Here is a 14,711-nt window from a genome sequence, read left to right as displayed (position 1 = left end):
TTAAGGGAGATTCCAGCGAAGAGAAACAGCCATATAAAAGGTGGAAGCAAAACGAGGATCTTCCATCTTTTTTGATTTAAATATGCTTTTGATCTTACGGTCATTTTCACTAAAGCTCCTCAGGAGAGCGGTTCCTCCGGTAAGACGTAGACTTACATTTTTGCTGATCTGTAATTCAGGCCGTATCCCTGCTGTAATTTGCTGATAGCCCAGCAGCGTGGATTTTCCTCCTTTATTCCTTTCTACAGTCATCCCGTTTAATCCAACAACTGCCTTGATAGCAAATTTATCTGAAAACTGGTAGCCCGCCTCCATTCCTTCAGGAAAGTTGATGTTGAATTTGATTTTATTTCCCGTTTTCCAATCGAAATAAATCCAGGGCATAATCATGGGTACTCCAAATGCAGTAGTAAGAACTGGCCCTGCTCCAAGCGCAAGATTAGGAGTAAAGTTTTTTATAAACAATAAACCTCCCTGGCCTAAAACATCATCAAAGTTTACATTTTCAAGGTCGGTATAAACGCCGGCTGAAGCGGTAACCATCATGCTCCATTTTCCACCCAAAGGTCTTATATGTTGTAATCCAACCTGCGCATTCAGCATCTGATCAGGAAATAAATGAGTTTCATAGTTCTTATGGGACAGTTTAGCATAAGATCCGTTAACAAGTAATGACCATGATTTTATTTTTCCTTCACTTATTTTTTTCATGGAAAGAGGAATGCTGAAGCTTATATCCATTCTCTTAAAATCACTTTTGGAATCCGTTTTCATACTATCCTCAGGACGGATGTAACTTGAATAAGGAATATATTCCGTTTTTAATTCTCCGGATAATCCGGATTGTGCGTTTAGCAGGCAACTTAAATGAGTAAAACCATAAAAGGCAATCAAAAGACCCTTCTTCATAATGTAAAATTTTCACAAAGAGAGGGTATTCAAAAAGCGAAACAAAAAATACTTGATTAAGTGTGTACATCTTGTGATGACCTGAAATAACTGCATGACCAATAGATGCCATACGCTTGTTCCTGTCCTTATTTATGATCTCATGCGGCTTAGTCTCAGCGCAGCAATACAATACAAAAGCCACAGTACTAGTACTGTGGCTTCTAACAATATTGAAAATTAAGTATTACTTTATTCTCCCTGCTGGTTTCCCAAAAAAGCATCCCAGCCTTGCGCCGTAAGCGGTATCAGCTGGTTGGAACCTCTGGCCACCATAAAATTCCCGTCCTCTTTATCTACAGCATGTCCTATAATCGTAAAATCAGGGTGGTTTTTTATTTTATCAAAATCTGCCGGTGCGATTGTAAATAATAATTCGTAATCTTCACCTCCACTTAATGCTGTTACAACAGGATTCAAATTCATTTCATCAGCAGTTGAGATCGTAAGGCTATCCATAGGGATCTTCTCTTCATATAGCCTGAATCCGACTTTTGACTGGTCAGAAAGGTGCAGTATTTCAGAAGCAAGCCCATCAGAAATATCGATCATAGAAGTTGGTTTTATATCCAGCTCTTTAAGGATCGTTTTAACATCTGTTCTTGCCTCTGGCTTTAATTGTCTTTCCAGAATATAATCGTATCCTTCCATTTCCGGCTGCATATTTGGATTTGCCAGGAAAACGGCATGCTCTCTTTCTAAAATCTGTAATCCCATATAGGCTCCCCCAAGATCACCGCTTACTATCAATAAATCGTTCGGCTTCGCACCACTTCTTTTAACCAGATTCTCTTCATCTTCAATTCCTATAGCGGTAATACTCATTACCAACCCTGTATTAGAACTGGTGGTATCTCCTCCTATTAAATCTACTTTATATCTCGCGCAAGCAGCCTGGATACCGGAATAGATTTCCTCTAAAGCTTCTACCGGAAACCGGTTGGAAACGGCAAGAGAAACTAAAATCTGTGTAGGAGTAGCATTCATCGCCGCTACATCACTTAAATTGACAACAACAGCTTTGTATCCTAAATGCTTTAATGGAACATACCCCAGATTAAAGTGAACACCTTCTGCCAATACATCAGTAGTAAGGACCACTTTTTTTCCGCCCGGATTGATAACTGCTGCATCATCTCCAACTCCAAGCTCCGAAGATTCATTGGACAAAGGAAAATGTTCGGTTAAGTGTTTGATTAATCCAAATTCTCCTAATTTGGAAATGGGTGTTAGTTCCTGAGATTTATCTTCAAACATATCTTTTTTATTTATAAATGATGACAGATAATTGATAAATGATGTTCGATATTCTTTTATCCATGATCATTTATCAATTATCATTTATTTGTTAAACTCTGAAGGATCAATATTATGAGGATGGAAAGGGAACTTTTTAAAATCCTCTCTGGTTAAAACTTCAGTGTCTGGTGTTTTATATTTATTCATTGCTTCAATAACATCATCCGGAGGAGTGGTCATTTTTCTCAGCATCATATCAATCCATACCCCTGTAGCTTCAGACGTTGCACAATGCACACCATCCGGAGTATAGAATTTGTGTATAAAACGGTAGATGGAAGAATCTTCCGAGCAACCGCCTATTTCCACACTCACGATCACCGTCTGATCAGCATAGATTTCTTTAAAAAAAGAATATCTTTCATGAAGCATAACAGGTCCTATCCCCCATCGACTCAACTGGGTAACTCCCATTTTTTCTTTTGTCATAAAAGCCATCCTGGCTTGTGCACAATACTGCACATAAGATGAATTTGCTAAGTGTTTGTTGGCGTCAAGATCGCTCCAACGCACTTCGAAGGTATGGTAGAATGTCATTTGAAATTGTATTTAGAATAATAAAATTATAATCTTCAAAAATACTCAAATAAGATGGTTTATAAAAATTGTACTTTTGGAAAAATAATCTTCACCATAAGATTACAGGTACATGAAACAAATTATTATTATCGGAGGAGGTGCAGCGGGGTTTTTCTGTGCATCCAACCTTGACGAAACCAAATATAAAATTATTATTCTCGAACAAAACTCGGATGTCCTCCAGAAAGTAAAAATCTCAGGAGGAGGTCGTTGTAATGTAAGTCACGCTTGTTTTGACCCCAAAGAATTGATTCAGTTTTATCCTCGTGGGAACAAAGAACTTCTAAGCGTTTTTACCAAATTTCAGCCCGGAGACACCATGGAATGGTTCGAACAACGAAACATTTCGTTGAAAATAGAAAATGACAACAGAATCTTCCCTGAAAGCAATTCTTCACAGACTATTATCAATACTTTTCTCAACGAAGTTCAAAAGAAAAATATAGATGTAAAAACAAAATCTATTGTAAAAGAAATTGTAAAAGATGATGAAAAATACATTGTAAAGACCGGTTCGGAAGACCTTGTAGCGGATTACATTATTTATGCTACAGGAAGCTCTCCAAAATCACTGAAAATTGTAGAAAGTTTAGGACACAGAATCATTAGCCTTGTTCCCTCACTTTTTACTTTCAACATTAAAAATGATCTTCTGAAAGACCTTGCAGGAACCAGCTTTGAAAATGCAGAAGTTTCTATACCAAAGTTGAAAACAGCGGAAAGTGGGCCGCTCCTGATAACACATTGGGGATTATCCGGACCTGCCATACTGAAAATTTCGGCCTGGGAGGCGATCAATCTGGCAAAGGTGAAATATAACTTTGAAATTGAAGTAAATTTCATTTCAAAAACACTAGATGAAGCAGAGGAGATATTCCAAAACTTCAGACACAGCAATCCTAAAAAGACCATAGGTCAATCGAAAATATTTGAAGTTACCAACAGATTCTGGCAGAAAATTCTTGACACTTTAAAAATAGATCTCAACAAACAGGTAGCTCATATTTCCGGAAAGGAAATGCAGGCGATCCTTATCAGTCTCTGCTCTAAAAAACTTCAGGTTACAGGCAAATCAACCTTTAAAGATGAATTTGTAACTGCTGGAGGAGTGGATTTAAAAGAAATCAACTTTAAAAATATGTCTTCAAAGATCCTTCCCCGGTTTTATATTGCCGGTGAAGTATTAAATATTGATGCAGTAACGGGTGGGTTCAATTTTCAGGCATGCTGGAGTGAAGCATGGTTGATTGCACAGGATCTGAACATGAAATGATTATCTAGTCAATTATAACAAGGATGTAATTGCAGTGTTTTTAATTCAAAAGAAATATCAGAATATTCTTAAAATCCTTTTAATGATAGGATTCGGTTATTTCTTTTGGCTTATGCTTCAAATTACCCTGGAATATATTCCTATAAGCCCTGAAGTAAGCTTTTTACAGATCAAACAGACGGAGGTAAGTCATAGACCTGAATATCTTTACCTCTTCTACACTCATGTTTATACCAGTATATTTGTACTGTTACTGGGCTTTTTAGCGATTCTGAGAAAAGATTTCGGTTTGAAAAACCTACACAAAAATATAGGAAAGAGCTATATTTTTGTGATATTATGCCTCTCTGCTCCCTCGGGAGTTTATATGGGTATATTTGCCAATGGAGGATTCCTTTCAAAATTTTCTTTTATTATTCTGGGAATCCTGTGGTGGATTACGACCTTCAAAGCCTTTAAGCTGGCAAAACAAAAAAAATTCCTCCTCCATAAGCAATGGATGTGGAGAAGTTTTGCATTGACACTATCTGCTATTACTTTAAGAATGTGGAAAGTTATTATTGTATATTTATTTCATCCAAATCCGATGGATGTATATCAGATCATTGCCTGGCTTGGTTGGATTCCTAATATCCTTTTAATTGAGTTTTTAATCACAAAAAAAATACTATGAAAATTTTAAATTACACTCTCGTATCTCTGTTAGCAGTTGCGTTATCAAGTTGTAAAAAAGAAGCTAAAAGTGCAGGCCTTGCAATGGCAAAAAAAGACTCTGTTGTAATTCCGGAAATCCATAAAGAATACTATGGAATCTACACGGGTGATTTCGGCGGAAAGGAAAAAGTGATTGACGAATATGACGGCAATGAATATGAAGATAATATATTTAAAAAAATCTCTGTAAAAATTAACAAGATTACCAAAGACAGCGTATATGGACAAAGCATTGTAAATGGCAACCAGCGACCATTCCGTGGCATTTTTAATGAAGGAACAAAGTCTTTTGTACTGGATGAACCCGGAAATGATAAAACCGACGGAAGATTTGAAATAAAGCTCAATAACGATAGCTTAACAGGTAAATGGACAGCCTTCAATAAAACAGCAGTAAAGTCCCCTTCAAAGACGTTAAAGCTTATCAAAAAAGATTTTGTGTATAACCCTAACTTTATGCTGGACGAAAACTCTGACCTGGTAGATTGGTCGAATCCTAAAGATTTTATTGAAAAGTATACTGATGAAGAGACGGGAAAAACAGAAAGCTATACAACCTCGAAAAACAGGGTCGCTTCTGAGGCTATTTTTAAAATCAATGCTTCCAAACAGAAGTTAACAGAAAAAGATCTTAAAAACCTGAGAAAACTTGATATGGAAATCATCAAAAACTCTGTCTTTGCAAGACATGGATACTCATTTAAAAAAGAAACCTACAGAAATTTCTTTGAACATACAGACTGGTATATTCCCGTTTCGAATAATGTAGATCATGACCTTTCCCCAGTAGAAAAGGAAAATGTTGCTTTATTAAACCGTTTCATCAAATATGCCGAGGATAAATACGACAGATTTGGCCGTTAAAAAATAAAAGATGATAAAAAAACACCTTAGCCTTTTTGCTTTAATTTTCTGCATGGTCTTTCTTTCTGCACAAAAAGACTCCGCCTCCACTCAGAAAAACCATTCGGTTATTTCTCCCGACGAACTTGCCGGATACAAAAATCCCGAATTTCCTGGTGGTCATCAGGCATTTGTAAGAAAGATTCAAAGCAATTTCCAAACGTCATTATTAACCAGGCTCAATATCAGTACAGCAAAAGCGGTAGCTACATTTATAGTAGAAAAAGATGGCAGCATGAGCCAGATACAAATAGAATCCTACGAAAATGAAATCATAAAAAAAGAATTCCTGAAGGCTCTTCACAGTGTACATACAAAATGGATTCCCGGAGAAAAAAATGGAGAAAAGGTCAAAATGAAAATGAAACAGCCTCTAATTTTCTGGTTGGAATGATTTATTTTCAGCTACTTTTATGATAAGATAGAGAAATAAACATCCTATCGCATAACATGCGATATCTACCCATGAAAATGAATTTCCTATAACAATATACATCAGGCTTCCTTTTTGGAAGCCTGCTTTTTCTGCAACATTAAAATACTGAGCAAATTCAATGATACATGAGAATATAAAAATTCCTGTAATAAGTTTTGTATTATCAATTGTAATGAAGCTTTTGACAAAAGTATAAAGAAGGATTACAACAATAACATCTCCCAAATAGGCCCTGACAAAGAAAACATTTTTTAATGCAGTAGCAATTATAACTTCTGTCAGAAATAGTAGAATCGTCTGAATAAGGTATTTGATATTAAATTGTAGTTTCATTTTCCGGGTTTAACAAAAGTCATTATACTGGATATAATAAAGCGGGCATATGCCCGCTTTATTCATTTTTTATTACAAATAGGAGATTATTTTTTTACTTTTACGGTACATCCTATGGCAACCGTTTTTGTCATTTTAACAGGTTCTCCCTTTAGTAAAGCATTGACTGCATCTTGTGCATAATACTCTGAAACATCATTGGGATTGTCGTAATTGTTATCGATTGCTCCTATATATTTAACAATATTCTTTCCATTTTCTTTTTGTAAAATAAAAACATGCGGCGTTTTAGTTGCCCCATACTGAGGATAAATTTTTTGTCCCTCATCCACTAAATAAGGAAATGTAAAACCTTTTTGTTTAGCCCTTTCAATCATTTGCTGGTACCCATCTTCCGGTTGTACATTCGGATCATTCGGGTTAATGGCAATTACGGGATAACCCTGTTCTTTGTATTTTTTATCCAGCGCAATAATCCTGTCTTCGTATTTCTTAGCATACGGGCAATGGTTACAGGTGAAAATAATAATAAATCCTTTAGCACTTTTATAATCACTAAGGGAAACCATTTTGCCATCAATATTTTTCAGTTTAAAATCTGTTGCCTCATCTCCTATTTCGTATCCTTTTTCAGATCTTATAAAACTATATTTCTCTTTTACTGTGTTCTCATTATTCTTTGCGGTAAAACTCAATAAGCCGAAACCAATAATAAAAGATGTTATGATAATTTTTATGTTCTTCATAGTATTATAAATATTTAAAGTAAATTTTTATTAATAACAGACTCAAGTTCAGTTTTGCTCATTTCTCCATCATTAAAAAAGATCTTTTCGCCTCCTTTATAAAACAAAGTTACGGGAATATTTCCATCCCAGCTTTTTTCGAACCGGGGAATCCATGTATTCATTCTTTTGATATCATCCAATAAAATAACTTCAGCAGTAAGCTTTTTATTTGTGATAAACTTTAGCACTCTTTCCTTATCCGCTAATCTGTCGAGTGAAACTAAAATCATTTTAAATTTCGGATTGTCTCTATTCTTATTATTTACTTCCATAAAATCAGGAAGTTCTTTTACACATGGAGCACAAGTCGTTGACCAAAAGTTCAGGACAAGGAACTTATCGGTTTCCTGCTGAATACGTTTTTCAAGCTCTTCATATTTCACAGAAGAAATTTCAGTCTGCTGCGCCTTTGAAATGGTAACCCCTAATGATAGGAATAAAATTTTTAAGAAATGCTTCATATTCAAAATTAATAAAAAGTTTCATTAATTAATGATTTTCAACTAATTAATATACCTGAATTCAGGTATTTTTCATGAATTTCATTCACCAATTATGGATATATCAGAATTAAAAATGTAATTTAGTTTAGTCAAATTAAAAGTTTTTATTATGAAAAAATCAAACACTAAATCAAAAAAACTAACTAAAAAAGAGTTGAAAGAAATTAACGGTGGAAGAGTTGTCTGCCCAAGGGTAATCAGCTGCATTGACCGTCATACAGGTCAGGAACGCTATGGTGTGCCAGGAGTTCAGGATGATTATTGCTGCTAATTGGTTGTACTAATAGCTAACCAAATAATAACAAATCTACGATGACACCATTATCTGGTGTCATTTTTCACACAAAACAATGTACTTTTAAACAAATTAAATATTATAATTATGAAAAAATCAAACATCAGAATCACAAAATTAACTAAAAAAGAGTTGAAAAAAGTTAACGGAGGTGTGGGACATGATTGCCCTGTTGTATTTAGCTGTTTTGACAGAAATACAGGGGAAGAATTAATAGGAGTTCCGGGAATACAAGATGGATATTGTTGCTAATTGCACCATCCGACAGGCAATAAAAAGTGCAGCTACAAATAGAATGATATGACATCCTATTTTAAATTTACCCAATAAGCAACTAAAAACCAATCACTTTATCTTGTCCTGTTAAAATAAAAATGTACTTTAGTTATACCAAATTAAAATTTTTTATCATGAAAAAATCAGACAATCAGAAAAGAAAATTAACAAAGAAACAACTAAAGGAAATCAATGGCGGAGCCGGTAATGACTGCCTCATAGAATGTTTTTGCTTTACTCCCGACGGCGAACCTCGTGTGGGAATTTGCAGAATGGATGGAAGCTGTTGCTAACATTATCCATATCAAAAAAAGAGAGCTAGTAAGCTCTCTTTTTTTATCCTCCAATCATTTTCTTAATTGCATTAAGCTTCATTAAAGCTTCTATTGGGGTTAGCGTATTGATATCTATTTTAGTAAGTTCTTCTCTGATATTTTCCAAAACAGGGTCGTCTAGCTGAAAAAATGATAACTGCATATTTTCATCTGTCACTCTTTTAATACTTTCCGATGAAGTTCCCTGAGTTCGGCTTGCCTCCAGGGTTTTTAGAATCTCATTAGCCCTGTTAACAACTTTCGCCGGCATTCCGGCCAGTTTTGCCACATGAATACCGAAGCTATGCTCACTTCCACCCGGGACCAGCTTTCTCAGAAAGATGATATTCCCTTTATTTTCCTGTATGGAGACATGGAAATTTTTCACCCTTTCAAAATTAACTGTCATCTCATTCAGCTCATGGTAATGGGTTGCAAATAATGTCTTAGCCTGACTTGGATGCTGGTGCAGATATTCTGCAATAGCCCAAGCAATTGAAACTCCATCATAGGTTGATGTTCCACGACCGATTTCATCCAGCAGGATCAAACTCCGTTCTGAAATATTATTAAGAATGTTAGCCGCTTCATTCATCTCAACCATAAAAGTAGATTCACCGGCAGAAATATTATCTGTCGCCCCTACTCTGGTAAATATCTTATCTAAAAACCCTATTTCAGCATGTTTTGCAGGCACAAAACTTCCTATTTGCGCCAGAAGACAGACGATCGCCGTCTGACGAAGAATTGCAGATTTACCCGCCATGTTTGGGCCAGTAACCATAATGATCTGTTGGGAATCCTTGTCTAAAAAAATATCATTAGGAATATATTTTTCTCCCAAAGGAAGAGCATTTTCAATAATTGGGTGTCTTGCCTCCTTCAGATCAACAATGTAGCCATCATTCAAAATAGGCTTTGTATAGCTTTCTGAAACAGCAAGCTCCGATAATCCTACCGCTACATCGAGCTGCGCAATGATATTCGCATTTTCCTGAATCTGGTCCATATAAACCATTGTTTCAGAGCACACATTCCTGTATAACTCATTCTCTAAAACACTAATCTTTTCTTCAGCTCCAAGAATCTGACTTTCATATTCTTTTAATTCTTCAGTAATGTAACGTTCCGCATTAACGAGTGTCTGCTTTCTCAACCAATCCCCTGGAACTTTATCTTTATGAGTGTTCCGGACCTCTATAAAATATCCGAAAACATTATTAAAATCTATTTTAAGGCTTGAAATCCCGGTTCTTTCTATTTCCCGTTGACACATTTCATCGAGAAAGCCCCGCCCTTTGCTTTGAAGGTTTCTAAGCCTGTCGAGTTCTTCCGAAATCCCCTCTTTAATTACTTTCCCTTTTGAAATATTTACAGGAAGTTCTTCATTGAGCCTATCCTGTAAAGACTGAATCAGTTCTCCAAGATCATAAAGCGGTTCAATCCATGCCAGCACATCAGCAAACGGATGAAGCAAGTCCTTAATTGTATGGATATTAACTAAGCTCTGACGAAGATAACCGATTTCTTTCGGGGAAATCTTTTCTGCTGCTAACTTTCCCATCAAACGATCGAGGTCGGAAATAGATTTCAGCAATTGAGAGATCTCATATTTTAATCCATCGTTCTCATTTAAGAAGTCAATAAGGGATAACCTCCTTTGAATTTCATTAACAGATTTGAGCGGAAGAATAATCCTTCTTCTTAAGAGCCTGCCTCCCATTGGGGTTGAAGTCCTATCAATAATATCTAACAAAGACTTTCCTTGTGGGTTGCTTGGATATACAATCTCAAGATTTCTTAATGTGAAATTATCCATCATCAGGAAATCATCTTGCGGGATCACCTTGATTTTAGTGATGTGGGCTAGTAAGTTATGATGAGTATCTTCTACAAGGTACGCAAATATAGCTCCTGCCGCTGTAATTGCCAGGGACAGATTTTCTATACCAAATCCCTTTAATGAATTGGTTTTGAACTGTCCCGTTAATTTCTCATATGCAAAATTGTATTGAAAAGCCCAATCTTCCAGTTTGAAAGCACTTTTATTTTTCAACTGTTCAGGGATCTGAACACTTCTCTGATAGATAATTTCGCTGGGATCGAAAGTGCTTACGATATGCAAAAGTTTTTCGAGAGTTCCCTCACTTACCAAAAATTCTCCGGTAGAGATATCAACCAGTGCGATTCCAAACTTTTCCTTTTCTTTATGGATCGAAAGCAAGAAATTGTTCTTCTTGGAACTAAGTACCTGATCATTAAAAGTAACTCCCGGGGTTACCAGTTCTGTCACCCCTCTTTTTACAATACCTTTTACCATTTTAGGATCTTCCAGCTGATCGCAGATAGCCACCCTAAGTCCTGCACGAACTAGCTTAGGCAGATAAGAATCTACTGAGTGGTGTGGAAATCCTGCCAGTTCAATATGACCTTCTCCGTTCGCTCTTTTGGTAAGCACAATTCCAAGCACCTGAGAAGCACGGATTGCATCCTGTCCAAAAGTCTCATAAAAATCTCCCACTCTGAATAATAATAGGGCATCCGGGTATTTTCCCTTGATGGTATTATACTGAGCCATTAATGGAGTCTCCTTCTTCGTTTTTGCCATAATAAAAAATGAAGGTCAAATTTAAAAAATAAATTCAGGGTTAAAAAATTGTTTCTCTATTAATCTTACGAGCTCCTCTTTTGTTTTGATTAATTTTTTATTGTACTTTTCGATAAAATTAAGTAATGGATTTTCCAATATTAGAAACAGACAGATTAATTTTACGACAACTTACCCGGAATGATGCTAAAGATTTATTTGAATATTTTTCTTTAGATATTGTGATGGAATATTATGATCTGGCAACTTTTACAGAATTGGGAGAGGCCGAAAAACTAATTGACACATTTAATAACGATTTCGAAAATAATAAGGGATTTAGATGGGCTATTGAGCTGAAAGGCGAAAATAAGGTTATAGGAACCTGTGGCTATCACAATTGGTTTCACGAACATTTTAAGGCGGAAATAGGATATGAACTGAATCCTGAATATTGGCAAAAAGCCTATATGAAAGAAGCGGTAAAACCTATTTTATCTTTCGGATTCGAAAAAATGAATCTTCACCGAATAGAAGCTTTTATAGATCCTGCTAATATCTCTTCTGAAAAACTTTTGTTTTCAGCTGGTTTTCAAAAAGAAGGGACCATGCGCGATTTCTTTTTTGAAAAGGGCAAGTTTGTAGATGCTACTATTTTTGGCCTTTTAAAAGACAGAAAATAAAAGAGTATTCTACCGGCCTTTTCTCAGATGTCTTTCTAGTGCTTCAGTACTTTTTTCGTACGCCCATTTCTGTTTATAGTTTACCCATTTTGCTTTAAAAACTTTTCTCAAAAGCTTATCGGTATACCTCATGATAAATACATGATAAAGCATACTGGCAAAAACTTTAGGTTTGTTGGGGAGTGCGCGTAGCGATAGTGAAAATCCCGGCTCAAGATACCTGTTGAAATGCCAGAATGCTCCCGGAATAAAGAGTGCATCTCCATGCTCCATGAAGATTTCATATCCTTTTGCATATTTCAAGGCTGGAAACTTTTCATAATCAGGATTTTCATAATCTACATCATAAACAGTATGAACCGATAATGGTACTTTATACAGAAAGGCAGATTGTTCCTGATCAAAAAGCAGAATCCTTTTTTTTCCTTCAAAATGAATGTGCATAAAATCCCCTAAATCCACATCATAATGCATTAAAACATGAGCCTCACTTCCTCCAAAAAATAAGGTTGGAAGTCTTTTAAAAAACTTCATTCCAAGATCAGGATAGGTAAAGTTCTTTAATAACTCCGGAAGCCTGTCGGTAATGATATAGAAAAAAATACGAAGGTCTGAAGGTTTACTTTTAATCGTATCGATATAATCCTTCATTTTCATATGGGTAACAGGAGCATCTGAGCTTTTAGAAGCATTAGCAGGTTTGTTATCATATAACGGAACTTCCTGCTCCCCTGCTTTTTCACGAATGTAAGCAAGGTTCCACAAATCAAATGCATCCCAACGTCTTGCAAAATTTTTGATCAGAACGGGCTTCTTTTTTTTGAAATAATTTTTCTGAAAATCTTCTTTACTGATATCGTTGACAACATCTACTTTTTCTAGAATCATCCATAATTGATTTAATGCGAAATAAAAGTAATGTTTTTTTTGAAATTTATAAAAATTTTACCTTTTACAATTTCCTGTTTCTTTGAAATTATTATCAATTAAAAATCAGGAAAAAAGATATACCAACACGGAAATAATTCCTCCAAAAAAGATAAGAGCACATCCGCCCGGCCCGTTCTGAAATTTCTTTCTGCTGTATTTATTTACATAATGTCCGCTTACCCAGGTACCATCTCTTTTATAGTGCCCTTTTCTATAATATCCCATTTTTAGTTTTTTTACAAAGAAAATAAGCTCGAAGAAGACCTCATTACGGGTTTCCATAAAGAAAGTATAAAATGAAAAAATTTATCTTTGTAAGATCAACCTAATTTATGAGAGTTTATAATACAAAACATTTCCTGAAAATACTTTTCAGCCTACATAAAAGCGATACCCTGAAGATCCTTTTTCCAACAATGCTATTGGTGGGAGTATATTCTTACGGAATCGAATATCTTGAGGTGGAGTATCTTCATCTCACGTCAAAATCTGCGGTAAGCAATGTAGGTATGATCCATTCATTATTAGGGTTTGTACTTTCTTTACTATTGGTGTTCCGGACGAATACGGCTTATGACAGATGGTGGGAAGGAAGAAAGTTATGGGGAAAACTGGTGAATGATACCCGGAATATTGCCATAAAGCTCAATTTAATCCTTGACAATGACAGACATAGTGCAGAACAGGTGGCAAGATACTTGAAGTTCTTTCCTCATTTTCTCGCCAAGCACCTTTCTAAGGAATCTACAAGACTTGCATTGGATGAAGATTATTCTGAGATCGAAAAATCCCTTAAGCACCATGGCCCCAGTGAAATTGTAATATTACTCAGCCATAAATTAAATCAGCTAAAAAAGGAAGGTAAAATTACAGATGTAGAAATGGTATATCTGGACACTCAGCTTTCAGGGTTTCTGGATATTTGCGGAGGTTGCGAAAGAATCAAAAATACACCTATTCCTTATTCTTATTCATCTTTTGTAAAGAAATTCATCATCTTATATGTATTGGCTTTGCCTGTAGCATATGTTATCAGCATTGGTCTATTTATGATTCCTTTGACTGTATTCGTGTATTATGTCTTAATGAGTCTTGAACTTATTGCCGAAGAAATTGAGGACCCTTTCAATAATGATGAAAATGATATTCCGATGGAAACCATTGCTCAGAATATTGAAAAAAATGTCCATCAGATCATGGGATTAAAAAATAAAATCAACCTTTAGAGGTTGATTTCTTTTAGTTCGCCATCTTGCTTGATTTCTACAAATTTACTTTCGCGATTTGCCGACGAATAGTTATAGAAAAAAGTCTGGTATATAGGAGTTGAATAAAGGTATCCTCCGTAAGCATTATAAGCATCCGACTGTCCTGTTTGCTGCTGATAACTTGCCGTTGCAGTAAAATTCACAATCGTCTCGAGATAATAATTACCCGGTTTTAATTTTTCAAATTTAAATCTGCCATGATCATCAGTCAGAGCTTCTATTCTGTATTTAAAAGCTTCATCAGACATGTAGACGGTTGTTTTCTTATTCTCATACTTTTTCCTCATCTTATAAAACTCTTCAAAATAAGGGGTTACAGGAAAAAGCATAACAACTGTTCCTTTTGGTGCATAATGTTTTTCCCCCAGTAAAGGTTTAATTCCCCAGTTGTTTTTTTGTTTGGTAGACGCCACTCCTTCAATGGTAGAATTTCCAAAACCGATCATGTTTTGAGCCAGTTTTTTATCAAAGAAGGCCTGTGGATAATATGTATTCTGAGCTTTTGATAGTATAAAAGCAGAGGTTAGCATCCCGAATACAAGTAAATTTTTCATGTCATATTTTTTAATCAAATATAACTAT

19 protein-coding genes are annotated in these 14,711 nt (G+C 35.5%); 9 read left to right on the top strand and 10 right to left on the bottom strand.

From position 1 onward, the window contains the following. The 3 genes from G9C87_RS13225 to G9C87_RS13215 all read right to left on the bottom strand — a co-directional run bounded on the left by G9C87_RS13225 (nt 1) and on the right by G9C87_RS13215 (nt 2,784). Nucleotides 1-909, bottom strand: coding sequence for a DUF6268 family outer membrane beta-barrel protein (locus G9C87_RS13225; protein WP_172281872.1), 909 nt, complete (start codon nt 907-909; stop codon nt 1-3). A gap of 231 nt (nt 910-1,140) precedes the next feature. Beyond that, on the bottom strand, nt 1,141-2,205 hold the full coding sequence (gene thiL / locus G9C87_RS13220) for a thiamine-phosphate kinase (protein WP_172281870.1): 1,065 nt from the start codon (nt 2,203-2,205) through the stop codon (nt 1,141-1,143). Nucleotides 2,206-2,289: 84 nt separating this feature from the next. Continuing rightward, nucleotides 2,290-2,784 carry an acyl-CoA thioesterase gene (locus G9C87_RS13215; protein WP_172281867.1) on the bottom strand — a complete coding sequence of 165 codons (495 nt, stop codon included), beginning with the start codon at nt 2,782-2,784 and terminating at the stop codon, nt 2,290-2,292. 112 nt (nt 2,785-2,896) lie between these two features. Here G9C87_RS13215 and G9C87_RS13210 point away from each other — a divergent pair, with 112 nt between their 5' ends. From G9C87_RS13210 to G9C87_RS13195, 4 genes are all read left to right on the top strand, one after another. Further along, nucleotides 2,897-4,099: an NAD(P)/FAD-dependent oxidoreductase gene (locus G9C87_RS13210; protein WP_172281864.1), complete on the top strand. Its 1,203-nt coding sequence runs from the start codon at nt 2,897-2,899 to the stop codon at nt 4,097-4,099. 82 nt (nt 4,100-4,181) lie between these two features. Next, nucleotides 4,182-4,772, top strand: a complete 591-nt coding sequence (locus G9C87_RS13205) for a DUF2306 domain-containing protein (RefSeq protein WP_172281861.1) — start codon at nt 4,182-4,184, stop codon at nt 4,770-4,772. Continuing rightward, entirely contained in the window at nt 4,769-5,677 is a 909-nt protein-coding gene (locus tag G9C87_RS13200; RefSeq protein ID WP_172281858.1) for a YARHG domain-containing protein, read from the top strand. The genes G9C87_RS13205 and G9C87_RS13200 overlap by 4 nt, the downstream gene beginning before the upstream one ends. Nucleotides 5,678-5,687: 10 nt before the next feature. Next, nucleotides 5,688-6,110, top strand: coding sequence for a hypothetical protein (locus tag G9C87_RS13195; RefSeq protein WP_172281856.1), 423 nt, complete (start codon nt 5,688-5,690; stop codon nt 6,108-6,110). Here the strand turns inward: G9C87_RS13195 and G9C87_RS13190 are convergent. The 3 genes from G9C87_RS13190 to G9C87_RS13180 form a co-directional block, all read right to left on the bottom strand. Further along, nucleotides 6,090-6,485 (bottom strand): DUF2809 domain-containing protein, encoded by a 396-nt coding sequence (locus tag G9C87_RS13190; protein WP_172281854.1) that lies wholly within the window; start codon nt 6,483-6,485, stop codon nt 6,090-6,092. The two genes, G9C87_RS13195 and G9C87_RS13190, sit on opposite strands and share 21 nt — an antisense overlap. Nucleotides 6,486-6,571: 86 nt before the next feature. After that, nucleotides 6,572-7,231 carry a thioredoxin family protein gene (locus tag G9C87_RS13185; protein ID WP_172281851.1) on the bottom strand — a complete coding sequence of 220 codons (660 nt, stop codon included), beginning with the start codon at nt 7,229-7,231 and terminating at the stop codon, nt 6,572-6,574. Between the two features lie 14 nt (nt 7,232-7,245). Then, on the bottom strand, nt 7,246-7,734 hold the full coding sequence (locus tag G9C87_RS13180) for a TlpA family protein disulfide reductase (protein WP_172281850.1): 489 nt from the start codon (nt 7,732-7,734) through the stop codon (nt 7,246-7,248). A gap of 151 nt (nt 7,735-7,885) precedes the next feature. Between G9C87_RS13180 and G9C87_RS13175 the strand changes: the two genes are divergently transcribed. From G9C87_RS13175 to G9C87_RS13165, 3 genes are all read left to right on the top strand, one after another. After that, on the top strand, nt 7,886-8,047 hold the full coding sequence (locus tag G9C87_RS13175) for a bacteriocin (RefSeq protein WP_172281848.1): 162 nt from the start codon (nt 7,886-7,888) through the stop codon (nt 8,045-8,047). 111 nt (nt 8,048-8,158) lie between these two features. Next, nucleotides 8,159-8,323, top strand: coding sequence for a bacteriocin (locus G9C87_RS13170; protein ID WP_172281846.1), 165 nt, complete (start codon nt 8,159-8,161; stop codon nt 8,321-8,323). Between the two features lie 158 nt (nt 8,324-8,481). Beyond that, nucleotides 8,482-8,640, top strand: a complete 159-nt coding sequence (locus tag G9C87_RS13165; RefSeq protein ID WP_172281844.1) for a hypothetical protein — start codon at nt 8,482-8,484, stop codon at nt 8,638-8,640. 43 nt (nt 8,641-8,683) lie between these two features. Here the strand turns inward: G9C87_RS13165 and mutS are convergent, their stop codons facing one another. Then, nucleotides 8,684-11,269, bottom strand: a complete 2,586-nt coding sequence (gene mutS / locus G9C87_RS13160; RefSeq protein WP_172281842.1) for a DNA mismatch repair protein MutS — start codon at nt 11,267-11,269, stop codon at nt 8,684-8,686. Between the two features lie 125 nt (nt 11,270-11,394). Here mutS and G9C87_RS13155 point away from each other — a divergent pair, with 125 nt between their 5' ends. Continuing rightward, nucleotides 11,395-11,931: a GNAT family N-acetyltransferase gene (locus G9C87_RS13155; RefSeq protein WP_172281840.1), complete on the top strand. Its 537-nt coding sequence runs from the start codon at nt 11,395-11,397 to the stop codon at nt 11,929-11,931. A 9-nt stretch (nt 11,932-11,940) separates the two neighbouring features. Here the strand turns inward: G9C87_RS13155 and G9C87_RS13150 are convergent, their stop codons facing one another. Then, nucleotides 11,941-12,819 (bottom strand): cupin-like domain-containing protein, encoded by an 879-nt coding sequence (locus G9C87_RS13150; protein ID WP_172281838.1) that lies wholly within the window; start codon nt 12,817-12,819, stop codon nt 11,941-11,943. 105 nt (nt 12,820-12,924) lie between these two features. Continuing rightward, on the bottom strand, nt 12,925-13,143 hold the full coding sequence (locus G9C87_RS13145; protein ID WP_172281836.1) for a hypothetical protein: 219 nt from the start codon (nt 13,141-13,143) through the stop codon (nt 12,925-12,927). A gap of 50 nt (nt 13,144-13,193) precedes the next feature. Here G9C87_RS13145 and G9C87_RS13140 point away from each other — a divergent pair, with 50 nt between their 5' ends. Then, nucleotides 13,194-14,087 carry a bestrophin family protein gene (locus tag G9C87_RS13140; protein ID WP_172281834.1) on the top strand — a complete coding sequence of 298 codons (894 nt, stop codon included), beginning with the start codon at nt 13,194-13,196 and terminating at the stop codon, nt 14,085-14,087. On the opposite strand, the gene G9C87_RS13135 is transcribed toward G9C87_RS13140, so the two are convergent. Then, a complete protein-coding gene (locus G9C87_RS13135) occupies nt 14,084-14,683 on the bottom strand; it encodes a hypothetical protein (RefSeq protein WP_172281832.1) in 600 nt (199 codons plus the stop codon). The genes G9C87_RS13140 and G9C87_RS13135 overlap by 4 nt on opposite strands. Between the last annotated feature and the right edge of the window lie 28 nt (nt 14,684-14,711).

It is taken from the genome of Chryseobacterium sp. LAM-KRS1 (assembly GCF_013184525.1).
GTDB classification, from domain to species: domain Bacteria; phylum Bacteroidota; class Bacteroidia; order Flavobacteriales; family Weeksellaceae; genus Chryseobacterium; species Chryseobacterium proteolyticum.
This window is presented reverse-complemented; position numbering and strand designations above follow the sequence as displayed.